This is a genomic window from Corallococcus macrosporus, from assembly GCF_017302985.1.
Classification (GTDB): domain Bacteria; phylum Myxococcota; class Myxococcia; order Myxococcales; family Myxococcaceae; genus Corallococcus; species Corallococcus macrosporus_A.
Genome location: NZ_JAFIMU010000002.1, coordinates 36,735 through 60,173, shown reverse-complemented (window position 1 = coordinate 60,173; position 23,439 = coordinate 36,735). Strand labels below are relative to the sequence as shown.

The following is a 23,439-nucleotide window of genomic DNA, read 5'->3' as shown; positions in this document are numbered from 1 at the left end:
GGCTCTAGAACCGGATGGCCAGCGTGCCGCGGATGGCGTGCGCGGTGCTCAGCTCCTGCGCCGGGATGCCCGTGTCCTTCAGGCCGTCCAGGGGGAACAGGATGCCGTAGTCGATGCCCGCCACGAAGCCATCCTCGGTGATGTAGCGCGCGCCGATGTCCGCCTCCAGGCCCAGCGCCTTGCTCGTGGAGGAGGGCGTGGACTCCGAGTAGAACGCCTGCGAGTAGATGACGCTGCCGAAGACGTCGAAGCCCTCCGCGATGGAGTACTTGAGGCCCGGCTTCACGTAGAACGCGTCCGTGACGCCGTTGAGGATGGACCGCCACAGGATGAGGTCCACGCGGTAGTCGCGGTTGAAGCGGAAGTTGCGGATGGCGTTGTCGCTGCAGCCGCCGGTGTCGCAGCGGTACTGACGGCCCTCCACGTCGCCCGGCGCGGTGTTGCCGTCCGTCCCGGTGCCCTGGCGGCCCGGGTAGTTGCCGAAGCCCGGCGCCTTGTCACCGGAGGCGAAGCCCAGCTCGATGCCCAGGTGCAGCTTCTCCGGGATGACGTGGAACTCGGACTGGACCACGCCGCCGAACTGCGCGACGCGCAGCGACTGGGTAGTGGGGTCGTTGGCCGTGAGCGCGCGCCCGTCGATGTTGCCCAGCTGCGCGGCGAACTCCGCCTCGATGCGGAAGCTCTTCTCCGCGTACTTGAACCACAGGTCCGGGATGTAGAGCGTGCCGCCGCGCGGGACGAACGCCGGCGCGGTGGTGTTGATGGGGTTGGAGGGGTTGGCGTCCTCGAAGGGCACGCCCGTCTCCGTCGTCGTCGCGTAGCGCTGCGTGCGGTAGGTGAAGTACAGGCCGTAGTTGAGGACGCCCTGGTTGTTGTCCAGCTTGGCCTTCTGCTGCTGGTCGGTGTCGCGCCGCGCGATGGCCAGTACCAGGCTGTGCGCGTCGTCGGACTGGGTGAGGTCCACCGGCTCGCCCAGCGCGTTGGCCTTCTCCGTGGACAGGCCCTCGGAGTTGAAGTCCAGCATGGGCGTCACGTACCAGCCGGCGAAGGGCTCGGTGACGAACTGGATGCGGTCCACCGTGTCGCCGTAGTCGCAGTCCAGGCAGTTGCCGTCGTTGCGCAGCATGCCCAGGCCCCAGTGGCTGCCCATGCGGCCGAAGCGCAGGATGCCCACCGGCGTCGTCACCTCACCGTACGCGCGGCGCACGACGATGGAGTCCTTGAACGCGTTGACGGCGGAGGAGGACGGAGACTGGTTCTCCGAGAAGAGCGTGAACGTGTTGCGGCCATCCCCGCTGTAGGCGCTGTCCGGGTTGGAGCCCAGCAGGATGTTGTCCAGCGCGTCCACCTGCGCCTTGATGCGCACGTCCTCGGAGACGTTGAAGGACGGGTCCAGGCGGAAGCGCATGTTGGCGCCGGCCTGGGTCTGCTCGGAGGCGGTGCGCGGCGAGCGCGTCCACAGCTGACGGCCCAGGGGCGTGCCGGAGGGCAGCGCGGGCTTGCCCAGGTCGAACTTGTAGAAGAGCGTGGGGCGCACGCGCAGGTAGCCGTCGAGCGTGAACAGCTCCAGCTTGCGCTTCTCCTCCGTCCACTCCTCCTGCCAGTCGTTGTTGGCCACGGCCTGGGTGGCCGTCTGGGCGCGGATGTCCTCGCGCAGCTCCTGACGCGTGGCCTCCAGGCGCTGCTCCAGCTCCTCGCGGCTGACGGAGCCTTCGCTGGGGGTGGAGGCCGGGGCGGCGGGCGCGGGGGCGGGAGACTCGGCGGGCGCCGACTCCTGGGGTGCCGAGGGCGCGCCACCATCGGGCACCGGCGTCTGCGCGGTGGCCGTGGACGAGGCGACGAGCAGCGCCGCCAGCAGGACGTGAGGCATGGTCAACGGTCTCCGGGGCCGCGACATGACGCGGCCGGGTGTAAAGGGCGGGCGATTCAAGCCATGCACCCCTGGGGTGTCAACGTCTACGGGAGCGGGGCTTCGTACTTGCAACGGCGGGGACCGTTCCCTTCCCCGCCGCCGGCCCCTTCCGGGACGCGCGGGAGGGAACGGTGGAGAGCGGCTGACATTTCGGACAGAAATGCGTGGTGCGCCCACCCTGGGTGAAGGACTCCACCGTCGTCCCGCACTTCGGGCAGGGCCCCGTCGCCCGCCCGTAGACGCGGAAGCGGTTCACGGAGCCCGCCTCCTCCAGATAGGTGATGTCCTCGCCCTCCTGCTCCTTGAAGGCGAAGTCGAAGGCGGCGTGGATGGCCTTCGCCAGGTGCTTCCAGTCGTCGGGCGTGAGGGTGCCGGGCTTTCGCGCCGGGTGCAGCCCCGCCCGGAAGAGGGCCTCCGCGGCGTGGATGTTGCCCAGGCCCGCCACGCGGCCCTGGTCCATCAGCGCCACCTTCAGGTCCTGCTTGGAATCCCCCACGGCCTCCTCGAGCTGGGGCCCGGTGAGCCCGTCGGTCAGCGGGTCGCGGCCCAGGGCCTTCACCGCGGGCAGCTCCCACAGCTCCTGCGCGGACACGGGCTCCATCCGGCCGAAGAGGCGTGGATCAGCGAAGTGGACCACGTGGCCGTCGTCCAGGTGGAAGCGGGCGCGGCTGTAGGGGACGGCCTCCCCCTCCTTGCGGCGCACGAACTTGCCGGTCATGCCCAGGTGGGCCATCAGGCCGTGGCCGCCCTCCAGGCTGAGGAGCAGGTACTTCCCCTTGCGCTCCAGGGCCGTCACCTGACCGGTGAGCCGGGTGAAGCGCGCCAGCTCCGCGCCCCGGAAGACGCGGGTGGCGTCCGCTTCCGCGCGCACGATGCGGTGGCCCTTGAACCAGCGCTCCAGGTTGCGCCGGGCGATCTCCACTTCCGGTAGCTCAGGCATCCGGGCGGGGGCATACCACCGGACTGTTTCCGGCGCATGTCCCGCGGTGGATGGCGCCCGGGGAAGGCGCTTGCCCGGAGCGTGGGGGCGCGGTTACGACGGGCCGCGAAAGCCTCCAACCACTTCAGCAAGAAGGGACGACTCGCCCATGCAACGGATGGTCACCGCACTCCTGACCCTCACCCTGGCCTCGGGCCTCTCCACGGGCTGCGCCAAGCAGCGCGTGGGCGCGGAGAAGGCGATTGCCAGTGTCCTCATCTCCGACGAGCAGGAGGCCCAGCTGGGCCTCCAGGTGAAGAAGGAGCTGGAGACGAAGGAGAACGTCAAGTACGTGGAGGACCCGGCGGTGCTGGACTACGTCCGGAGCATCTCCGCGCCCATCCTCGCGCAGGCCAACAAGGACCGCTCCGGGGTGAAGTGGAAGGTCAACGTCATCAACGACCCCAAGACGGTCAACGCCTTCGCCACGCCGGGCGGCTTCCTCTACGTGTACACGGGCCTCTTGCTCGCGGCGGACTCGGAGGCGGAGCTGGCGGGCGTGATGGCGCACGAGGCGGGCCACGTGGTGGGCCGTCACTCCGCGCGCGCCATGGTGAACGCCTACGGCCTGCAGGCCATCACCCAGGTGGCGCTGGGCCAGAACCCGGGCACCGCCGCGCAGATCGCCGCGCAGCTGGCGGGTGGCGGACTGCAGCTGGCGCACGGCCGCAGCGAGGAGACGGAGGCCGACGAATACGGCGCGAAGTACTCCGCCGGCGCGGGCTTCGACCCCAACGGCCTCATCACCTTCTTCCAGAAGCTCCAGAAGGAGCAGGGCTCCACGCCGGGCGTGATGAAGTGGCTGTCCACGCACCCCACCAACGAGGACCGCATCGCGCACCTGCGGAAGATCATCGCGCAGCAGGGGCTCAAGGGTGACCGCACCGGCCCGGGCGGGCTGCCGGCCATCCAGGCCAAGCTGCCCAAGCAGTAGCCCCGGCACTGGAGCCTCGGGGCCCCGGCGCCTTCTTCAGTGCATGGACGGGTTGTCGTTCCCGTCCGGCAGGAGGCCCGGGGGCTCCGGATCCTTGCCTTCCGCCACGCGGCGCCTGCGCTTGAACAGCGCGAGCCGCGTCTTCCGGGCGCTGGCGGCGCTCTTGGCCGCGCCGGGCGTCTTGAGGGGCGGCTCCAGGGGCGCGGGCTGACCGAAGTCGCGCGCGCCCTTGGCCTTCCCCTGCACGGACGCGTGCTCGAGGATGGCGTTGAGCTCCCCGCCGAGGATGAAGATGAGCCCGGTGAGGTAGAGCCACAGCAGCAGCACCACCACGCCCCCGATGGAGCCGTAGGTGACGTCGTACTTGCCGAAGTGCTCCACGTACTGGGTGAAGCCCCAGGTGCTGCCCAGCCACGCCAGCGTGCCGATGACGGAGCCCGGGGTGATGTACTTGAAGCGCTGCTTCACATCCGGCAGCAGGTAGTAGCAGAGCGACAGCATCAGCATCACCAGCGCCATGGTGAAGGGCCAGCGCAGCCAGGACCAGACGAGGTGGAACTCGTCGATGAGCGCCAGCTTGTCCGCCACCCACGCCCCCACGCGCCCGCCCAGCAGCAGGATGGCGAAGGACAGCGGGATCAGCAGGCCGCCCATCAGCGTCACGACCAGCGCCAGGCCCTGCGTCTTCCAGAAGGGCCGGGACTCCGACACGTCGTAGGCCAGGTTGAGGGCCTTGCGCAGGGCATCCACGCCGCGCGACGCGGACCACAGCGCCACGAGCAGACCCACGGTGAGCAGCTTGGGGCGCGTCTCCCCGACGACGGACGTCAGGTGCTGGCTGAGCAGGCCCATGGCGTCGCCGGGCACCAGCGGGCGGATGCGGTCCATCATCGCGTCCACGGCGCCGGGCGCGAACGGCAGGTACGCCACCAGCGTGACGAGGAAGAACAGGAACGGGAACAGGGAGAAGATGAAGTAGTAGGACAGCTGCGCCGCCACGTCGGTGACGGTGTCCTCCTCAATCTCCTTCCAGAAGCGCCGCGCGAACTCCCTCCACGTCAGATACTTGAGCCGTGGCAGCCCCATGTGGTTCCCCCTCCGGGTCTGTGGGGAGCCAATGTGCGAACGATGTGGCCATTCGGCAGCAGGCGGCCGGGCAGGCGCTCGCCGCCGGAAGCGCCAGATGTTGAACGCTAGACGAGTCCGGAGGGCAGGTAGCGGCCCAGCAGCGGACGCAGGCGGCTCTTCACCTCCGCGGGGATGCGCGTGCGGTCGGTGAAGATGGCCAGCGCGAGCGCGCTGGCGCAGCGGCAGGTGGTGGGCGCGCTGGCGATGCGGGGCAGCGCGCGGCGCAGGAGCACGGCGCCGTGGGCGGTGACGGCGTCCAGCCGCTGGGCGAACTGCGGCAGGAGCGCTTCGGGCTCCTGGCCCACGGGCTGCGGGCGCCAGGAGTCATGGTCGGTGGGCAACGCGATGAGGGCGTAGTGCAGCTCCGCCTCGCGCGCGAGCCGCGCCTCCGGCATGGCGGTGAGCCCCACGAGGTCCCCGCCCCATGTGCGGTACAGCTGGCTCTCCGCCTGGGTGCTGAGGGAGGGGCCCTCGATGCAGACGTAGGTGGCGGACGGGTGCACCACGGTGTCGCTCTTCTGGCCCGCGTCGATGAGCGTCTGGCGCAGGGTGGCACAGAAGGGCTGGGCCAGCTCCACGTGCACGGCGACGTCGTCGTAGAACGTGCAGGGGCGGCGGTAGGTCCGGTCGATGACCTGATCCGGCAGCGCCAGGTGGAGCGGCTGGATGGCCTCGCGCAGGCTGCCCACGGTGCCGGTGGCGAGCACGTGGGTGACGCCCAGGGTCTTCAGGGCGAAGAGGTTGGCGCGATAGGGGGCGCGGGTGGCGTTGTGGACGTGGCCCTGGCCGTGGCGGAAGACGAAGACGGTGGGGACGCCGTCCAGCTCCGTGGCGATGAGCGGGGTGCTGTGGGGCCCGAAGGGCGTCTCCACGGAGAGGTGTTCGCCGCGCCCCTGGAGTCCCAGGGCCTGGTAGAGGGACTGGCCCCCGATGATGCCCACCTTGACCGCCGGCATGCGTCTCCTCTCGCCCGGTCGCCGGGCGTGGCCTGACGATATCGCGGGGGGCTCGCCCGGGAAGCGCGGAAGGCTGGTAGCCTTCACATTTGCCATGCGTCTTCTTCCGCGCCTCGTCGTCCTCAGCGTCCTGTTCGGCTCCCCTGCCCTGGCCGGCCCCGTTCCGCCCGGCTGCGAGGAGGACGCCACCACGTGCAAGGAGGACTGCACCATCGAGTACGGCGGCAACGGCTCCGCCATCAAGAAGCTGACGCGCTGTTTCGACAGCTGCCTGGACAAGCGCACGCAGTGTGCCCGTCAGTTCAACGCGTTGAACAACCGGGCGCCGGACGCACCGGAGGCCGCGCCCGAGCGCCGGGCGGGCAAGACGGAAGCGGCCAAGCTGCGCGAAATCCAGGAGAAGGACCGCCGCCGCGAGGAGGACCCGTTCGGCGACGAGGAGAACAAGCAGCCGCGTGCGCGGCCGGTGCGCGACTCCTACGATGATCCGCCGGAGCCGCCGCCGGAGCGCAAGGGCTACCGCGCGTCGGACGAGAAGCCCGCGAAGCCCGCCCCGCGTCCGCAGGCCACCGTCCCGGCGCGAGCCACGGAGCCCGCGCGTCCGCCGCCGCCCCCGCCCTCGCCCGCCGTGGCACCGGAGCCGGAGCCCAAGCGCTCCGAGGCCCCGGACATCGAGGCCTTCGCGGAGCCGCCGCCCCGCGCGGAGCCGCCCCCGCGCAAGCCCGAGCCGAAGCCGGTGGTGGCCGAGCCCGCGCAGCCGAGCCGGACGGAAGACGAGGACCTGCCGCCGCCTCCGCCGCCGAAGAAAGAGCCGCCGCCCCGCATCGCGGAGCCGCCGCGTCCCGCCATCCCGCCGGAGCCCAAGAAGGACATCTCCGACTGGGACCCCAACGGCGACTGAGGCCGAGCCCTTCAGCCCGTGCGCACCACCACGGGCGCGGCCTTCACGGGCGCGGTCTGCGTCAGCCGCACGCCCACGAGCACCAGCGCGCCACCCAGCGCCAGCTCCCAGTGCAGCGCTTCGTCCAGGAAGAGCCACGCCACCAGCGCCGTCACCGCTGGCTGGAGGTTGGAGAAGATGGCCACGCGCGACGCGGGCACCTTCGACAGCGCGTAGGACCAGAGCAGGTACGCCACCACGGACGTCATCAGCCCCACGTACACGATGGACGCCTTCGCGGCGGCGCTGGACGCCCACACCGCCTCGGGCTCCAGCACGAACGGGATGAGCGGCAACTGCAACACCGTGGCGACGGTCATGGTCCACGCCGTCGCTCGCAGCGGCCCGTGCTCGGAGGCCAGGGGCTTGCCTTCCGTCGTGTAGACCACCCACGCCACCACCGCCGCGAGGATGAGCAGGTCTCCCTCCAGCGTGCCCCGCGCGCTCGCGAGGCCCCGGCCCAGGAGCAGCACCACCACGCCCACCAGCGCCGTGAGGATGCCCGCCGTCGTCCGCGCGGAGGCCCGCTCCCGGCCCAGCACCAGGCTGGCCACGTACACGCCCAGCGGCGTGAGCGCGTAGAACAGCGCCGCGTGCGCCGCCGTGGAGCGCGACAGGCCGGAGAAGAACAGCGTCTGGTTCACCGGCCCGCCCATCAGCCCCAGCAGCGCGATGCGCGGCCACGCATGTCGCGGCGGCAGCTTGCGCCCCGGCGTCACCGCGAGCAGCGTCACGAACGCGGCGCCGCACACGAGGAAGCGCCACAGCACCACCGTGAACGGCGACAGCTCCGTCATCGCCCGCTTGGCGGCCAGGTACGTGCCCGCGCTGATCAGCACCTGCACCGTCAGCGCCGCGTACACCCGCCCGAGCGGCGGCGTCGCGGAGGAAGGCGTCACGGCTCCAGTTGCAGAAGCGCCCATCGTGCGGCGCTGCGTACCAGCTCACTGTCGTCGCCGCTGAGTTTTTCGAGCAGCGGCCGGGCGTGCGCCTGCCGTGCGACACCCAGTGCATAGACAGCGTTGCGCCTCAAACCGTCGTACCGCGCGCGCGCCAGCGCCGTGCCGGGGATGAGTTCCTTGTATTGCTCGGGGGTGAGCGCCGCCAGCTCCAGCGTGCCCAGCGACGCCACCGCGCGGGGCACGAAGCGGTCATCCTCCGCGAACACCGGCTTCCTGTTCAGCGGGCACACCTGCTGGCAGATGTCGCAGCCGAAGATGAGGTTGTCGAACTTGAGCCGGAACGCCTCCGGCACGTCGCGGTCGCGGTTCTCGATGGTCTGGTACGACAGGCACGCCCGCGCATCCACCTGCCGGTTGCCCACCAGCGCGCCCGTGGGACACGCCATGAGACACCGCCGGCAGGAACCGCAGCGGTCCGCCACCGGTCCGTCCGGATACGCGTCCACCTCCGCGTCCAGGATGAGCGTGGCCAGCAGCACCCACGAGCCGTGCGACTCCGTGATGAGGCAGCCGTTCTTGCCCACGTAGCCCAGGCCCCCGCGCGCGGCCCACACCTTCTCCATCATGGGCCCGCTGTCCACGCCGCCGTAGGTGCCCAGCCCCGGGTACCAGGCGTTGATCGTCTTGCGGAACGCCTTCATCCGGTCGCGCAGCGTGGAGTGGTAGTCGCGGCCCCTCGCGTACCGCGCGATGGGCGAGCCCTGCGACGGCGCGTCGTCCCGGTAGTAGTTGTTCGCGAAGGACAGCACCGTGCGCGCGCCCGGCAGCAGCACGGACACGTCCAGCCGCTCCTCCGCGCGCGACCCCATCCAGTCCATGTCCGCGTCGTAGCCGGCCTCCAGCCACGACATCAGCGACGACGGCGGGATGGGCTCCGCGCGCGCGAAGCCGATGAGGTCGAAGCCCACGTCCTGGGCGAGCTGCCTCAAGCGGGCAGTGGGCAGTTGCGTCGCGTACACGGTTACTTCGTCGGCTTCTCGGGGATCCACTTCACGTCCGGCAGGCCGGCGCGGAAGTTCACCAGCCGGGCTACGACAAAGAGCAGGTCCGACAGGCGGTTCAGGTACATGGCCACCGCGGGCGGCGCCTTGTCCTCACGCAAGAGCGTCACGACCCGGCGCTCGGCGCGGCGGCACACCGTGCGCGACAGGTGCAGCGCCGCGGCCGCGGGCGCGCCTCCGGGGAGGATGAAGTGCGTCATCTTCGGCAGCTCCTCCTCGTACCGGTCGATGTGGCGCTCCATCTCCTCCACCCACTCCGGGTGCAATTCCGGGATGTGGGCCGCCGCCTTGGTGTGCGGCGGCGTGGCCAGCACCGCGCCCACCGTGAAGAGCTGGTCCTGGATGCGCTGGAGCAGGTGGTCCAGGTCCGCCGGCAGCGGGGAGGTGCGCGCGAGGCCCAGCGTGGCGTTGAGCTCGTCCACCTCACCGTACGCGTCCACCAGCGCGTCGTCCTTCGCCACGCGGCCACCGCCGAACAGGCCCGTCTCTCCCGCATCGCCGGTCTTCGTATAGATCTTCATGGCAGCCCTTTTTATAGCGATGCAACAGATGCACCGCCGTGCGGAGGTGACCCGCGATCAATATTTTGATCACCCGTTGCACCCCGCCTAAGGAAAAAGCCCCATGCGGCCATACCTGAGTCTGATGGAGCACGTCCTGGAGCACGGGACGAAGAAGGGCGACCGGACCGGCACGGGGACGCTGAGCCTCTTCGGCCACCAGCTCCGCTTCGACCTCACCCAGGGCTTCCCCCTGGTGACGACGAAGAAGCTCCACCTGAAGTCCATCATCCACGAGCTCCTGTGGATGCTCCGGGGGGACTCGAACGTGCGCTCGCTCCAGGAGGTGGGGGTCACCATCTGGGACGAGTGGGCCAGCGCCGACGGCAGCCTGGGCCCCGTGTACGGCCACCAGTGGCGCTCGTGGAACACGCCGGACGGCGGCCACGTGGACCAGATGAAGCAGTTGGTGGACGGGCTGAAGAAGAACCCGGACTCGCGCCGCCACCTGGTGAGCGCGTGGAACGTGGCGGACGTGCCCTCCATGAAGCTGCCGCCCTGCCACGTGATGTTCCAGTTCTACGTGGCCGACGGGCGCCTCTCCTGCCAGCTCTACCAGCGCAGCGCGGACATCTTCCTGGGGCTGCCCTTCAACATCGCGTCGTACTCGCTGCTGACGCTGATGGTGGCGCAGGCCACGGGCCTCACCCCGCACGAGTTCATCCACACCATCGGTGACGCGCACCTGTACCTGAACCACGTGGAGCAGGCCCGGGAGCAGCTGAAGCGCGAGCCGCGCCCCCTGCCGCGCATGCGCCTGAACCCCGAGGTGAAGGACCTGTTCGCCTTCCGCTACGAGGACTTCACGCTGGAGGGCTACGACCCGCACCCCGCCATCAAGGCGCCCGTGGCCGTATGAGCCCGCGCGTGTCCGCCATCGTCGCCATGGCGGCGAACCGCGCCATCGGTCAGGGCAACACCCTGCCCTGGCGCCTGCCGCAGGACCTGGCGCGCTTCAAGCGCCTGACGATGGGGCACACCCTCGTCATGGGCCGCAAGACGTACGACTCCATCGGCAGGCCCCTGCCCGGCCGCACCACCGTGGTCCTCACCCGCCAGCGCGACTGGGCCGCCCCCCAGGGCGTGCACGTGGCGCACACCGTGGACGACGCGCTGGCCCGGGCGGCAGGCGACAGCGAGGTCTTCATCGCCGGGGGCGCGGACCTCTACGCACAGACGCAAGGACTGTGGCACCGGCTCTACCTCACCCGCATCGAGCGGGACTTCGCGGGCGACGCCTTCTTCCCGCCCGTGGACCTCTCTGGATGGAGGTTGGTGGAGGAGGAACGGCACCCGGAAGGCGACCTGCCCTTCGGTTTCTTCACCTACGAGCGTCAGGGTTAGTCCGCTTCCGGGTGCTGCCCTGAGTCATCCCCGGGAGCACCCGGAGTGTTGACCCCCGCGCCCCCTTCGGTTCTGGAGGGGGCGCCATTAATTGATCTTGATTCTCAGAATTGAACGCCCGGGGAGCGGTTGGTAGAAGGCGGACGTGAAACACGCCGCCTCCCTCACGCTGTGCCTGCTGCTCGCGCTGTCCTCTTCCGCCCGGGCCGAAGCGCCGGCGTCCGACGAGGGGCGCACCTGGCACCGGCTGGTGGGCATCCTCCAGTACCTCCAGGCGGACTACCCGGCCGCGGTGTCGTCGAAGTCGGAGTTCGAGCTGACGGAGCAGAAGAGCTTCGCGGCGGAAGCCCTGGCGGCGGCGAAGGAGCTGGGCCCGGCGGCCGCCACGTTCGTGCCGCGCGTGGAGGCCATCCAGGCGCGCGTCAACGAAGCGACGGACCCGGAGGGCGTCAGCCGCGACTGCGGGGAGCTGGTGGAGAACCTGGTGCTGGCGGGGGGCCTGGCGCGCAGCCCCCGCGTGGCGCCGGACCTGGAGCACGGCAAGAAGCTGTACCAGGCCAACTGCTCGGCGTGCCACGGCGCGGACGGCAAGGCGGAGGTGTCCATCGCGGCCACCATGGAGCCGCAGCCCGCGAGCTTCCACGACCCGGAGCTGATGGAGGACGGCCTGACGCCGTACAAGGCGTTCAACACCACCAGCTTCGGCGTGCCCGGCACCGCGATGCCGGCCTACCCCACGCTCACCGAGGACGATCGCTGGTCGCTGGCCTTCTTCGTCTTCACGCTGCGCCAGCCGCCGTGCCAGGGCGAGCCGCCCAGCGTGTCGCTGGAGCGGCTGGCCACGTCCACGGACGCGGAGCTGGCGAAGGCGTTCGGCGCGGACAAGGTGGCGTGCCTGCGCCAGAACATGCCGGACGCGGACGAGGAGAAGGTGCTGCTCAACGCGCGCGCCGCGGTGAGCGACGCGCTGAAGCTGGGCGCGGACGGCGACTACGCGGCGGCGAAGGTGGCGCTGCTGGACGCGTACCTCAACGGCCTGGAGCCGGTGGAGCCCAAGCTGCGCGGGCGCGACCCGGTGCTCACCCAGAAGCTGGAGGAGGCCTTCCTCCAGGCGCGGCTCGCCGCCGAGCGCAAGAGCCCGCACCTCCAGGACGAGGGACGTGAGCTGCTGTCGCTGCTGGACCAGGCGCGCAAGTCCACCGGCAGCACCACGGACGTGCTGTCCGTCGCGTGGCTCACGCTGCTCATCCTGCTGCGCGAGGGCTTCGAGGCGACCATCATCGTCACGGCGCTGCTCGCCGCGCTCAAGAAGATGAAGGCCATGGACCAGGTGCGCGTGGTGCACGCGGGCTGGGTGTCCGCGCTCATCGCGGGCGCCATCGCGTACATCATCGGCCGCAAGCTGCTGGCCGGCGCGCAGCGCGAGTGGCTGGAGGGCGTCACCGCGCTCGTCGCGGTGGCCATGCTGCTGTACGCGGCGCTGTGGCTCAACGCGCGCGCCAACGTGAGCCACTTCATGGGCGAGCTGCGCCAGAAGATGCAGGGCGCGCTGGGCCGGGGCAGCACGGTGGGCCTGTTCGTCATCGCGTTCACGTCCGTGCTGCGTGAGAGCTTCGAGACGGCCATCTTCCTCCAGGGCCTGGCGGTGGACTCCGCGGCGGGCGTGGCCTGGGGCGTGGTGGCGGGCGTCGCGGCGCTGGCGGTGCTGGTGCTCTTCGTCAACCGCATGGGCTACCGGCTGCCCATGAAGACGCTCTTCAACCTCTCCACGGTGGTGATGGTGGTGACGGCGGTGATGCTGCTGGGCAAGGGCATCCACTCGCTGCAGGAGGTGGGCGCGCTGCCGCTGGTGCCGGTGCGCTTCATCTACGTGGACATGCTGGGCCTGTATCCGGACGCCCTGTCGTTGGTGCCGCAGGCGCTGCTGGCCGTGGCGCCGCTCGTGTACCGGGCCCTGCGCCGCCGGCCCCGCGTGGAGACGCCCGCCTCCGGCGACGGGGCGACGCCGACGCCGCCCTTGCGGTAGCGTGGGTCCTGGTGAAGCTCCCGCGTCTGTTCCCACTCCTCGCCCTGCTGCTCGTGTCGGGCCTGGCCTCCGCCCAGGAGGCCCCCGCCGAGCCGGCCCAGGTTCCCGCCGGGAGCCTCACGCCGCCGCCCCTGGTGGGCGCGCCGGACCCGGACGTGCCACCGCCGCCCGACGTCCCGCCGGAGGAGGTCCCCACGCGCACCTCCGTCACGCCGGAGGCCCTTCCTTCCGTGAAGGCCGCGCCCCCCGCGAAGGACCCGGTGCCGCGCGTGGCGGTGGAGGTGCTGAGCGGCACGGCGGGCGGCGTCGTGGGTGCCACCATCCTGGGCTCGGTGGGCTACCTGCTGGGTTCCGCCACGGTGGGCTGTGACGAGTGCCTGGTGATGGCCGTCGCGGGCGCCGCGGCGGGAGGCATCATCGGCATCCCGGTGGGCACGTACGCGGGCGGCCGGTTCATGGGCGGACGCGGACGCGTGGGCCCCACGGTGGCCGGCAGCATGGTGGGCTGGGGCGCGACGTTCCTGGCGCTCACCCTGGTGAACAGCGGTGGCAGCGAAGCGCCCCCGGCCGTCAACGCGGCCCTCTTCATCCTGCCGGTGGTGGGCGCGAGCGCGGGCTTCGAGTTGTCTCACGGCAAGGTCTGGCGCCTGGAGGCCGCGATGCAGTCGGCCCCCGCCCCGTCCGTGCAGGTGATGCCCGTGGCCACATACACCAGCAAGGGCCCCCAGTTGGGCCTCATGGGCAGCTTCTGAGAAGGGCTCGTTTGAGGCGATCGTCGAGGCTTGATCATCTCTAGGAATGAGCGAAGGACATCCCCCGGAGAAGCTGCGACAGGCCATCGCGCGGGCCTTTCACGACGAGGGCCTGTCGCAGGTGCAGATTGCCCGCCTGATAGGCATTAGAGAAGCGACGATCATCAGCTTTGATGTCAGCTCCTTCAACTCCATGTCCACACGCTCCTCCCGCGTCAATTTGAGCGCTCACCTCCGGACGTTATCTGTCTCCCGTCACGATGGGGGCGGGCGAGGAGTTATAGTTGCGATACCCTTCGATTTGACAGAAGAGGCGACCCAAATTCCAAGAGCCGTGATTCGCTTCATCGGCCTTTTAGCAGCTTAAAAATCTCGTTCCTGGATGCAGCGGGAAGCCGCCGGTAAGCGTTCCACGCGCGGTCGAGCGGCGTCGGGCCCCGTCGGCCCCACTCCATCCAGCGGAGGAGCCGGGTGCGCTCTGGCGCGTCGAGATTCTGAATGTCAGACAACAGCCTTCCCGTGTCGATAGTCTCCTCCGCCTGGCTTCCCGAGCGGCAGCGCTTACACTCGGTGAGCATCTGCTCCTCCGTGGAGCCTCCCGGCAAGAGAATCGTCTTACGGCTAACGCTCAGTACGGCGGAGTCGCTAGGCGCGTCGGGATAAGTCTCGCCTCCTGCGACCCCGCAGACGACACACTGAAACTGGTCCGCGGCGAACGCAATTCGGCGTTCTTTCGCCGAAACACCGGCGGCCCGCGCTTTCCGACGCTCGTCAGGTTTCCAAACTGCGGTACCAGCCTTCACGAACCGCTGCTCGTCTGGCCTCAGCGCCGCGTCGTCCGTGTTTGTGTAGATAACCCAACCGTAACCGCGGAGGTCTCGGATCCTCCGATCCACCTGCGCGATGCCTGGGAATGCTGCCCGCAGTTGCTCCTTGGTGAAGACGTTTCCCTCGCCAACTTCGTTGACGAGCCACAGCGCCCCTTTGATCATGGTCCCGGCTTTGAGCTTGGGGTCGTTCCATCTGTCCGTGGCCAAGGTCGCTCCGCTCGCGCGTCATGCATACCGCCTCCTGTGTCCTCTCCCGTCACAGCCGGTGCTAGGATAGCGTAGCGACAACGATGTTGAGCGAAGGGAAAGCTCAGATGGACACAACGTCGAACATGCCGCGGCAAGTCAAAGATCTCAGTTCCATGATCGACGAACGCCGGGCTCAGGCGCAGAAGGCTAAGAGCCTATTTCGGTAGGGAAGAAGGTCGGCCACCTGTCGGGTTGAAGAGGCAGGAGGACGCGGCCATGGGGTAGTGAAGAAGGACGACGGCTGGCGGGTGCCGGACGAACTGTGGCGACGCATCGAGCCGCTGCTGCCGGCCCGTCCAGAGCACCCGCTGGGGTGCCATAACCCACGAGTGCCCGACCGGCAGGCCCTGGATGGAATCCTCCTGGTGCTACGCACGGGGATGCAGTGGGGCGCATTGAAGGCCACGGGCCTGTGCCATCCGTCCTCGGCCTACCGACGCTTCCGGGAATGGTTGTCCGCGGGCGTCTTCCGCGAGTTCTGGCGTCAGGGGCTGCTCGCCTATGACGGTCTCGCGAAGATTGATTGGCGGTGGCTGGCGCTGGACGGCACCCAGGGCAAGGCGCCGCTGGGCGGGGGAAAAAACCGGCCCCAATCCTACCGACAGAGCGAAGCGGGGTACCAAGCGGAGCCTGCTGACAGACTCGCGCGGCGTCCCCCTCGGCCTCGTGGTCGCTGGCGCCAACACGAACGACTTCAAGCTGGCGCGCTCCACACTTGAATCGATTCCAGTCCGGAGGCCCCTGCCGAACCGGAGCCGTCGTCAGACGCTGTGCGTCGACCTGGGGTATGCCTTTAGGCCCGTGCGCGAGCTGGCCCAGGAGTATGGCTTCACTCTCCGGGCGCCGAGACGACGCTCCCAGCCCAGTTCCAAGCGCGCACGGCGTCGACGCCCTTCGCCACGATGGGTCGTCGAGCGAACCCACTCCTGGCTCAACCGCTTCCGACGTCTGCTGGTGCGCTGGGAGAAGCGAGAGGACACCTACGTGGCGATGCTGCACTTCGCGCTGGGCATCATCACCTGGTTCCACTCGCTCCTACCGAAATAGGCTCTAACGCCGAAAAAACAACGGTCGAATGGCGCGGGCAGCAAATTCACCCCTACGTCATTTCAATGCCAGTCAACCTACTCTACTACAATCCCCACACGCACCGGATCAGGGCGCAGCGCAGTCTCGATCCTGTTCGGGATCGGGAACTCGAGACAGACCCTTATGGCAAAGCTGGCCAAGGCTACCTCGAAATGTTGCTGAAGTGCCAGCCGTCGAACCCAGAGAAAAAGGATCCCGAGTTCGACGCGCTTCGGGACGACCTTGAGAAGTTCGGCCAGAAAGATCCTGGCCTGATCACCACGCGCGGCCTGTTGGTCAACGGGAATACGCGTTGCGCGGCTCTCCGCGAGCTGGGTGAAAAATACATTCGCGTCGGCGTGCTTCCCGACGATGCGAGCTGGGACGACATCAACACGGTCGAACTCGCGCTTCAGCTGAGAAAAGAGCATAAACGAGACTATTCGTACATCAATCGGCTCCTAGCGATCGACGAGCAGATCAAGCAGAACCGGCGTCCAGACGACATCGCGAGAGAGTTTCGGATCAAAACGCCGACGCTTGAGCAGGATCGTTGGATCTACACGGTCATCCGCGAAGCTATCGGCCGTAGCAGCACATCCCCAGAGGGTCCCTCGCTTCGGTGGGTCGACTTCGAGGACCACCAAGAAAAGCTTCGCGAATTACACCGGGCATACGTGAAAGTAGCGGCGACGGACAAGAACGCGGCAGAGGCGCTGAAGGAATCGCGGCTGGCAATGATTGTGCTCGGCTACGCTAAGACCGACGTTCGGCTCGCGCAGGCGGATTTTTACGACAAGTACCTCGCCCCTAAGCTTCCCGAGCCGATGAAGCCCGACGTGAAAGGACCTTCAAAGCTCAAGGTTCCTGGGCTCCCTGGGGTTTCCGTCCCTGATGCTGCTCCTACGACCAAGATCACGAAGGCCCTGACAGACAGTCTTCTCCAGGCTAAAGCTTTGGCTCAGGCGGGCGGCAAAGCCCCTCCCGCGACCGTCGAAAAGGCGGCGGCGCAGATCAAGGCTGCGAAAGAGGCCTTCGATCGGGCCCTGGATCCCGCTGGACGGGACGCGCGCCTTCTGCAGCGTAAGCTCGCCGCGCCAGAGCGGCTTTCCGACGCTTGCGACAACATCGAACTGTGTATCGCTGAACTCGCCGAAGCGAGCGCGAAGCGCGCTCTCGACGAGACGGCATTCGACGATGCCGTCATCCGGTTGCGCAGTATGTTGCAGAAGCTCGCCAAGCAGGCACGGCGTACGTTTCCCGAACCGGGCGATGGTGTTGCCTGGTTGCTCGAATCTATGAAGGACGAGCGATGAGTGAGTCCAGTCCCAGCCTTGAGATTGGGTTTGGCGATGACGCAGTGGTGGCGCGATTCAGGGCGCGTGAGGGACTAGAGGACGACCTCCACCGTTTGCTCAGCCGGTACCGAACGGCGCGCTCGCTATCGCAAGGCTTAGCGGAGGTTGCGGTCGAAGATCTTTTGATGAACCTCGGGGAGCTTGCCATGTGGCCTCATCCCGACAGCGTCGCGTGGGACCCCGGCCTCGCCGCGCTCGCGACGGACACTACCCTCGACGCGCAAGCGGCGGGAGAGCGGCTCAGGGATGACGACACAGCCGCTGACCGCCAGACTTCGCCAGAAGAGGTGTCGGCGCTGCTCGGGCAGGGCTGGCTAGGTGAGTTGACGTCGTTTCAGAGGCGCGACATCGCGAAGCTTCTTTCGTTGCGCCACGGCGCGAATTTTTCAGTGCCCGGTGCAGGGAAGACTCGAGTCGCGCTGGCGGTTTTTGAGGCCCTTCGTCAGGCAGGCCAAGTTAGCCGGCTACTGATCGTCGGGCCAAAATCTTGTTACGAAGCGTGGCAGTACGAAAATACGGAATGCTTGGCCAAACCGCTTCGCATACACGTTTTCGACACGGGCATCGATCCCGCGGCCGATGCCGTGATTGTCAATTACGAACGCCTCCGGGTTCAGGGGACTCGTAATGCTCTCGCCGGGTGGATTTCCGCACTTCCATCGTTGCTCATCCTTGATGAGGCGCATCGAATGAAGCTTGGTGCGGAAGGGGCGTACGGCGCTGCCTGCATGGCGCTCGGGCCGCGGGCGCGCCGCCGGTTGATCCTCACGGGCACGCCCGCGCCGAACGGTGCGAAGGATCTGGAGAACCTGCTCGCGTTCGTATGGCCTGGATACGGTCGGCAGCTGGTCACACAAGCGGTTGCTGGACACGATCTCGCGTACGCGAGCAGGGTTCTCCGACCTCTGTTCACCCGCACAACGAAAAGTGAACTGGGACTGCCGCCGGTTTTGGTCCGCAAGCGAGTGATCGAGATGCCGCCTCTGCACAGAGAGATCTACGATGCGCTCGTCGGCCTTTATTCCGCCCGTGCATCGACTTCTCAGGATGAGTTTGCGGCGCTCGGCCGGATCCTGGTCTACCTGTTGATGGCGGCGATTAGCCCTACGTTGCTCGCCGCCGGTACGACTCCATACGAACCGCTAAACTATCAGGTGCCGCCATTGACAGTACCTGAGGGTTCGCCGCTCTTCGAACTCATGCGTGACCTGCCAAGCTACGAGATGTCGCCAAAGTATCGCGAGACGCTCGCCATCGTGGCCGAAAATGCAAAGGCGGGGAGGAAGACGCTGGTATGGTCCACTTTCATCCGCAGCGTCATGACGCTCAAGCAAATTCTGAAGGAGTACTCACCGGTGGTAGTGCACGGCGGCACTGACGACCGGCAAGAACAAATCAGCCGATTCCGACGCGATCCGCAGTGCATGGTCCTCTTGTCTAACCCGGCAACGCTCGGTGAAGGCATAAGCCTGCACCATACATGTCACGATGCGGTGTACGTGGACCGGGACTTTGCGGCCGGCCGCTTCTTGCAAAGCCTCGACCGGATTCACCGGCTTGGGCTGTCCCCGACTGCTGAGACGCGGATAACCGTTCTCAGCAGTGCCAAGACGATCGATGAGGTCGTGAACCAGCGGCTAGATGTGAAGCTGCAATTCATGGGCGGCATCCTCGATGATCATGCCGTGCAGCAGTTAGCGGATTTGGACGAAGAACCAGTCATCAGCGGCGGCCTCGATCAGCATGATCTTCAGGCACTTATGGGGCATCTGCGTGCCGGTTCCATCTGATACGGTTTTGCGCGCGGCGTCGCGGTGGCTGGAACACTTGCCGCGAGCGGACGCACAGCGGACGCGTGCTCTGTTCATGTCGCACACAGCGTTCAATGACCTTACGCCCACACAATATGAGGCGGCTTATTCCTGGCTGGAGGCGCTAGGAGTCCTCGATGAGATTGCTGCGGGACGGGCGGGGAAGGCAGCTCTCTTCGAAGCGGCAATTTCAGCCTCTTTCTGGTTCCAGGATGCGGACGCTCTTGTGAGCACGGCCGCCGATCTCCCGGAGGATGCGCGCCGCGCCTCTGCAATTTTCGGTCTGTCGCCCGAAGAGACCCTAGCGGCGATCCGGCATGCCTCGGGGAAGGCCGACTTGGCGGAGCGTCTGCGAATTGGATCCGCGGGCGAGCACGGATTGATAGAGCTGTTGGCCTCCGCGCCGATGGCGCGGGTGCGGCACGTTTCGCTCGAATCCGACGGCTACGGGTACGACGTGGAAGTCACCGTGGGCAGTGCGGCCTTCCACCTAGAGGTCAAGTCGACTACGCGACGCGGGCGGCTTAGGGTCTATCTCTCCCGGAACGAATTTGAGGCGATGCGCCGGGACGCCGCTTGGGTGCTCGTCGCAGTGCGCTTGGATTCGGACTTACAGCCCGCGTCGATCGCCAGCGTCGACCGCGAGTGGGTCGCCGCGTCTGCGCCGATTGACCGTACCCCCGGCGTGCGTTGGGAATCGGTGAGGCTGGATGTGCCTACAGAAGCTTTGGTTCCTGGAATTCCAGCGATGCTCGGTACTCTGCACCAGCCGCCACTCGCGATACTTGCCGGTGAACCGCGTTGGCCAGGCTGAGCTCACTGAGGCATAGCTAATCCTGTGGCCAAGTCGAGATTAAGAGCCTATTTCAGGAGGAGCGAGTGGAACCAGGTGATGATGCCCAGCGCGAAGTGCGCCATCGCGACGCAGGTGTCCTCTCGCTTCTCCCAGCGCATCAGCAGACGTCGGAAGCGATTGAGCCATGAGTGGGTTCGCTCGACGACCTATCGCCGCAAAGGGCGTCGACGTCATGCGCACTTGGGCCTCACGTGGGAGCGTCGCCTCGGCGCCCTGAGTGTGAAGCCATACTCCTGGGCCAGCTCGCGCACGGGCCTGAAGGCATACCCCAGGTCGACGCACAACGTCTAACGACGGCTCTACCTCGGAAGGGGCCTTCGGATTGGAATCGATTCAAGCGTGGAGCGCGCCAGCTTGAAGTCGTTCGTGTTGGCGCCAGCGACCACGAGGCCGAGGGGACGCCACGCGAGTCTATCAGCAAGCTCCGCTTGGTGCCCCGTTTCGCTCTGTCCGTGGGGCTGGGGCCGGTTTTCTCCAGCCCAACGGCGCTTTGCCCTGGGTGACATCCAACACGAGTCACCGCCAATCAATCCGCGCTAGGCCGTCGTATGCCATCAGCCCTTGGCGCCAGAACTCGCGGAAGACGCCCGCGGCCAACCACTCCCGGAAGCGTCGATAGGCGGAGGACGGATGGCATAGGCCCGTGTCCTTCAACGCGCCCCACTGCATCCTCGTGCGCAGCACCAGGAGAATCCCATCCAGGGCCTGCCTGTCGGGCACTCGTGGGTTGTGGCAGCCCAGCGGGTGTTCCGGCCTGGCCGACAGCAGCGGCTCGATATGTCGCCACAGCTCGTCTGGCACCCGCCAGCCGTCGTCCTTCTTCACTACCCCATGGCCGCGGCCTCCTGCCCCTTTAACCCGGCAGGAGGCCGACCTTCTTCCTTACCGAAATAGGCTCTAACAGGCGGGCTGCCGCAGTTGCTCCAAAGTAAGCGTTCACGGAGGGCGGTGGCTGCATGAGTGAACTGAAGCTATGAGCTGGGCAGCAGCGAGGGAGTGCTACGAAACCCGGGCAAGCTCACTTCTGCATGAATTTGCCAGTGCCACTGCATGCGCCCAAAAACTGAAGCACGCGCTCGGCTACAAGGTCAGGCTTTGCGGTTTCGCACTCCCAGACTGTGAGTACGGACCAGCCAAGCTTCGTTAGTGCTTGTTCAACCTCAACATCTCTCTGCTTGTTCCGTTTTAATTTTGGCCCCCAATAGCCCTTGTTCGAGCGGGGAACACGCCCATCAATGCAGCGCTCGTGCTGGTGCCAAAAGCACCCATGCACTTGGATAATTTTTCGAAGCCCCGGAAACACCAAGTCCGGCCTGCCTGGGAGATCACGACGGTGGAGGCGGAACCTATAGCCCGCCGCATGGGCAATGCGGCGGACGACCACCTCTGGCAGGGTGTCTTGCGCCCTGATTCTGCTCATGTTGGCGCTTCGACGCTTCTTGCTGATCTTGTCCACGAAGTGGTTCTAGACGGCCAAGTCGAGGGGCAGATCGGCAATGTCGCGTAATCGTTTACCCGCGACCATTGTCTGCAGGATTTCCTCAGAATCTTCGAAGCCCTCTAGTCTAACTGCAGCTTCGAGTTCGGGTAACGCGAAGTGGTACACGCAGTCTATCTCACCGGTGCCGATGGCAATGGATGCAAGACGACTTGGCAAAGGCTCGCCAGTGACTACAACCACGTGAGGAAGCCGCCCCTTGCGGTTTTTGATGAGATTTAAACCTTCAGTGCGGCTGTTTTGGGAGCGGTCGCTGCGGATCGTCCACTTGCAAGAGATACTTGCATGAAGGAGCGGCAGGCCGTTGTTAAGCCTGCGGAGTGCGGCGTGACGGGCGACGTTAGGATCCACGATCAACTGTAGTACATTGATCGTTGTATCGGGCTCAGGCTCGCGCGTGATGATGATGTCCGGCGCGACCGTGTAATCATTGCCAAGCGCGGCTTTAAGTTCAGGGTCCTTGTCGGCAGCACGTTGAAGAGCCGCAAGGTGCGCATACTGCTCGTAAGCTGCGATTTCATTCCGGTTGCGTCCACTAACTTGGCGAACTTGCCAAGCGCCGGGCCGAAGGTGTTGAAGGCCTAAGAACGTCGTCCGGAGAAACTCAGAGCAGAGTTCCTCAAACTTGTTACCTGAACTCTGCCCCGCCATGCGTTCGCGGGCATCGGCTGTCCCAAGTTCGATCTGGCGCTTGATACTCGAAGCGATCTTGACGCTACGCTTGCTGTCCTTGTCCGCGTTCGCAGGCACACCATTTGCGTCAGCCGTGAGGACATGAGCAAGAAGATCTGCATGGAACTTCAGGCGAGCGGTCGTAAAGAGCCCAGTCGTCATGCCGTTCACAGAAAGTCGAAACACAATTCACGCGCAGCCATCTCAGCGGGCTTCTTCCGCTTGTCGGCCTGCAGAACAGTGAAAATGCATCGTGCAACGGCAGCGGCGACAGGCGGCGGAAACGCATTCCCAACTTGGCGATATGCGGCCGTCTTCCCGCCCTGGAATTGCCAATCGTCTGGAAATCCTTGAAGGCGGGCCACCATTTCAACTGTAAGTTTCGGACGTTTGTCCGCTGGAAAGTCTGGGCCGGGAGCCTCGTTTGCCACCCCCATCCCATCTACTCCGAGTTCCATCCACTGCTGCTTTGCGCGCGTCGGGCCGAGGTCCGGGCCACCGTGCTTCTTCGAGCCACCGACCAATGTCGGAGCGATGGACTGCGCCCCCCTCTTCCACGCCGAAGCACCTGGCCAGCCGCGAGACGCAATGAGATCGCCAATCGCCTCTGCAACGGTAGTTCGTCTCTCCAATGGTTTTGGCCATGAGAAGCTAGTGGCCAGCCTCCTGCGGAGGGCAACTAGTACGAACCGGGGACGAAGCTGCGCTACTCCATAGTCCGAGGAGTTCAAGATTTGCCAGAAGGCGGAGTAGCCCATGTCGTCCAACTTCTCGACAATCTGTGCGCGATAGGGGGCGAATTTCTCCGTCGATAACCCACGCACGTTCTCCAACATGACAGCTCGAGGCCGGATCTCATCCACCAAGCGCAAGGCGGCAGGGAAAAGGTCCCGTTCGTCCATCTTACCTAACTGCTTTCCTGCGATGGAAAAAGGGGGGCACGGAACCCCGCCAGCAACGAGATCGACGCCTCGAAACTCCTTCCCAGATAGTGTTCGAATGTCCCGATTCAACACGCGCCAAGCCGGCCGGTTGTGCGCAAGCGTCCGGCATGCAGCCTCATCGATCTCAACTACCGCAGCGTGCTCAAAACCTGCTTGCTCAAGACCGAGTGCTTGTCCTCCACCACCAGCGCAGAGCTCAAGCGCTGTGAAGGCGCTCATTGGGTCACCGTCCGGGTCGCCGAGGTCCTCAACATGAGGCCGGGCATAATTGTCGTGAGTCTCTTCAATGCGTGAGGATGGGATCACATCGCCTGGAGCTTGTCGCCGATGATCCACACCGTTATTGGACAGTTCCGCCCAAACGGGAGTGAGGCCCTGGTCTTGATTTCGAGCCGACACTGGTCCTTCCTCGAGCAATAAGGATCGCTGTACCGGAATGGCCCGCGCTGTTCTCTTTCCACCATCCATCCGCCCCCCGTGAACCGCACGGGTTGCAGGAAATGAACCAGGAGCATTGCTTAGCGACGGACTCATGCAACCCAGGCCGCGAGGTGAGATGCGTCGTCCCCCACGCAGGACTGTGCTGCCAGTATCCCGGATGACAGTTGCTATTTCGAGATGGCGGATGAAGGGTATCGGCCCACATGCAGGTTCACTTG

Annotated in this window: 21 protein-coding genes and 1 pseudogene; 10 read left to right on the top strand and 12 right to left on the bottom strand. The window is 66.6% G+C overall.

Translation table 11 applies throughout. The features are described from left to right. Positions 1-4: 4 nt before the first annotated feature. Positions 5-1,870 carry a TIGR04551 family protein gene (locus tag JYK02_RS00695; protein WP_242588281.1) on the bottom strand — a complete coding sequence of 622 codons (1,866 nt, stop codon included), beginning with the start codon at positions 1,868-1,870 and terminating at the stop codon, positions 5-7. 79 nt (positions 1,871-1,949) lie between these two features. Continuing rightward, positions 1,950-2,852 (bottom strand): bifunctional DNA-formamidopyrimidine glycosylase/DNA-(apurinic or apyrimidinic site) lyase, encoded by a 903-nt coding sequence (gene mutM / locus JYK02_RS00690; protein ID WP_207047924.1) that lies wholly within the window; start codon positions 2,850-2,852, stop codon positions 1,950-1,952. A gap of 148 nt (positions 2,853-3,000) precedes the next feature. Between mutM and JYK02_RS00685 the strand changes: the two genes are divergently transcribed. After that, entirely contained in the window at positions 3,001-3,825 is an 825-nt protein-coding gene (locus JYK02_RS00685; protein ID WP_207047923.1) for a M48 family metallopeptidase, read from the top strand. A 36-nt stretch (positions 3,826-3,861) separates the two neighbouring features. On the opposite strand, the gene JYK02_RS00680 is transcribed toward JYK02_RS00685, so the two are convergent. Next, a complete protein-coding gene (locus tag JYK02_RS00680; protein ID WP_207047922.1) occupies positions 3,862-4,911 on the bottom strand; it encodes a YihY/virulence factor BrkB family protein in 1,050 nt (349 codons plus the stop codon). Between the two features lie 107 nt (positions 4,912-5,018). After that, a complete protein-coding gene (locus JYK02_RS00675) occupies positions 5,019-5,909 on the bottom strand; it encodes an MTAP family purine nucleoside phosphorylase (RefSeq protein ID WP_207047921.1) in 891 nt (296 codons plus the stop codon). A 94-nt stretch (positions 5,910-6,003) separates the two neighbouring features. On the opposite strand from JYK02_RS00675, the gene JYK02_RS00670 reads away from it, so the two are divergent. Beyond that, entirely contained in the window at positions 6,004-6,810 is an 807-nt protein-coding gene (locus JYK02_RS00670; protein ID WP_207047920.1) for a hypothetical protein, read from the top strand. Between the two features lie 11 nt (positions 6,811-6,821). Here the strand turns inward: JYK02_RS00670 and JYK02_RS00665 are convergent, their stop codons facing one another. Genes JYK02_RS00665 through JYK02_RS00655 form a run of 3 tightly spaced genes read right to left on the bottom strand, consistent with a single transcriptional unit; the run spans position 6,822 to position 9,333 of the window. After that, positions 6,822-7,772: a DMT family transporter gene (locus JYK02_RS00665; RefSeq protein WP_207047919.1), complete on the bottom strand. Its 951-nt coding sequence runs from the start codon at positions 7,770-7,772 to the stop codon at positions 6,822-6,824. Next, complete coding sequence (gene queG / locus JYK02_RS00660) at positions 7,745-8,770, bottom strand: tRNA epoxyqueuosine(34) reductase QueG (RefSeq protein ID WP_207047918.1); 1,026 nt, start codon at positions 8,768-8,770, stop codon at positions 7,745-7,747. The genes JYK02_RS00665 and queG overlap by 28 nt, the downstream gene beginning before the upstream one ends. A 2-nt stretch (positions 8,771-8,772) precedes the next feature. After that, entirely contained in the window at positions 8,773-9,333 is a 561-nt protein-coding gene (locus tag JYK02_RS00655) for a cob(I)yrinic acid a,c-diamide adenosyltransferase (protein WP_120528091.1), read from the bottom strand. 103 nt (positions 9,334-9,436) lie between these two features. Here JYK02_RS00655 and JYK02_RS00650 point away from each other — a divergent pair, with 103 nt between their 5' ends. The 4 genes from JYK02_RS00650 (at position 9,437) to JYK02_RS00635 (ending at position 13,494) form a co-directional block, all read left to right on the top strand. Continuing rightward, positions 9,437-10,231 (top strand): thymidylate synthase, encoded by a 795-nt coding sequence (locus tag JYK02_RS00650; protein WP_207047917.1) that lies wholly within the window; start codon positions 9,437-9,439, stop codon positions 10,229-10,231. Then, positions 10,228-10,716: a dihydrofolate reductase gene (locus tag JYK02_RS00645; RefSeq protein ID WP_207047916.1), complete on the top strand. Its 489-nt coding sequence runs from the start codon at positions 10,228-10,230 to the stop codon at positions 10,714-10,716. Before JYK02_RS00650 ends, JYK02_RS00645 begins: the two co-directional genes overlap by 4 nt. Before the next feature lie 145 nt (positions 10,717-10,861). Beyond that, positions 10,862-12,742 (top strand): FTR1 family protein, encoded by a 1,881-nt coding sequence (locus JYK02_RS00640; RefSeq protein WP_207047915.1) that lies wholly within the window; start codon positions 10,862-10,864, stop codon positions 12,740-12,742. Between the two features lie 11 nt (positions 12,743-12,753). Beyond that, positions 12,754-13,494 (top strand): GlsB/YeaQ/YmgE family stress response membrane protein, encoded by a 741-nt coding sequence (locus tag JYK02_RS00635; RefSeq protein ID WP_207047914.1) that lies wholly within the window; start codon positions 12,754-12,756, stop codon positions 13,492-13,494. Between the two features lie 344 nt (positions 13,495-13,838). Here JYK02_RS00635 and JYK02_RS00630 read toward each other — a convergent pair whose 3' ends face one another. Next, positions 13,839-14,531, bottom strand: coding sequence for a hypothetical protein (locus tag JYK02_RS00630; RefSeq protein ID WP_207047913.1), 693 nt, complete (start codon positions 14,529-14,531; stop codon positions 13,839-13,841). A gap of 266 nt (positions 14,532-14,797) precedes the next feature. On the opposite strand from JYK02_RS00630, the gene JYK02_RS00625 reads away from it, so the two are divergent. The 4 genes from JYK02_RS00625 (at position 14,798) to JYK02_RS00610 (ending at position 19,624) form a co-directional block, all read left to right on the top strand. Continuing rightward, a protein-coding gene (locus JYK02_RS00625; protein WP_431603459.1) for an IS5 family transposase occupies positions 14,798-15,620 on the top strand; the annotation gives its coding sequence in 2 pieces (ribosomal slippage) (positions 14,798-15,145 and positions 15,147-15,620; 822 coding nt in all). Positions 15,621-15,814: 194 nt separating this feature from the next. Further along, entirely contained in the window at positions 15,815-16,957 is a 1,143-nt protein-coding gene (locus JYK02_RS00620) for a hypothetical protein (RefSeq protein WP_207047912.1), read from the top strand. Beyond that, a complete protein-coding gene (locus JYK02_RS00615; protein WP_207047911.1) occupies positions 16,954-18,789 on the top strand; it encodes a DEAD/DEAH box helicase in 1,836 nt (611 codons plus the stop codon). Before JYK02_RS00620 ends, JYK02_RS00615 begins: the two co-directional genes overlap by 4 nt. Continuing rightward, positions 18,743-19,624 (top strand): protein NO VEIN domain-containing protein, encoded by an 882-nt coding sequence (locus JYK02_RS00610; RefSeq protein ID WP_207047910.1) that lies wholly within the window; start codon positions 18,743-18,745, stop codon positions 19,622-19,624. Before JYK02_RS00615 ends, JYK02_RS00610 begins: the two co-directional genes overlap by 47 nt. Before the next feature lie 47 nt (positions 19,625-19,671). Here JYK02_RS00610 and JYK02_RS00605 read toward each other — a convergent pair. The 4 genes and pseudogenes from JYK02_RS00605 to JYK02_RS00590 all read right to left on the bottom strand — a co-directional run bounded on the left by JYK02_RS00605 (position 19,672) and on the right by JYK02_RS00590 (position 23,179). Further along, positions 19,672-20,467 (bottom strand): annotated as a pseudogene (locus tag JYK02_RS00605) (IS5 family transposase). Between the two features lie 217 nt (positions 20,468-20,684). Then, the gene (locus tag JYK02_RS40870; RefSeq protein WP_207047909.1) at positions 20,685-21,122 is read right to left on the bottom strand and encodes a very short patch repair endonuclease; all 438 of its coding nucleotides are present in this window, start codon (positions 21,120-21,122) and stop codon (positions 20,685-20,687) included. Between the two features lie 9 nt (positions 21,123-21,131). Further along, the gene (locus tag JYK02_RS00595) at positions 21,132-21,998 is read right to left on the bottom strand and encodes an NgoMIV family type II restriction endonuclease (protein ID WP_207047908.1); all 867 of its coding nucleotides are present in this window, start codon (positions 21,996-21,998) and stop codon (positions 21,132-21,134) included. Between the two features lie 5 nt (positions 21,999-22,003). After that, positions 22,004-23,179, bottom strand: a complete 1,176-nt coding sequence (locus JYK02_RS00590; protein WP_347402398.1) for a DNA cytosine methyltransferase — start codon at positions 23,177-23,179, stop codon at positions 22,004-22,006. Between the last annotated feature and the right edge of the window lie 260 nt (positions 23,180-23,439).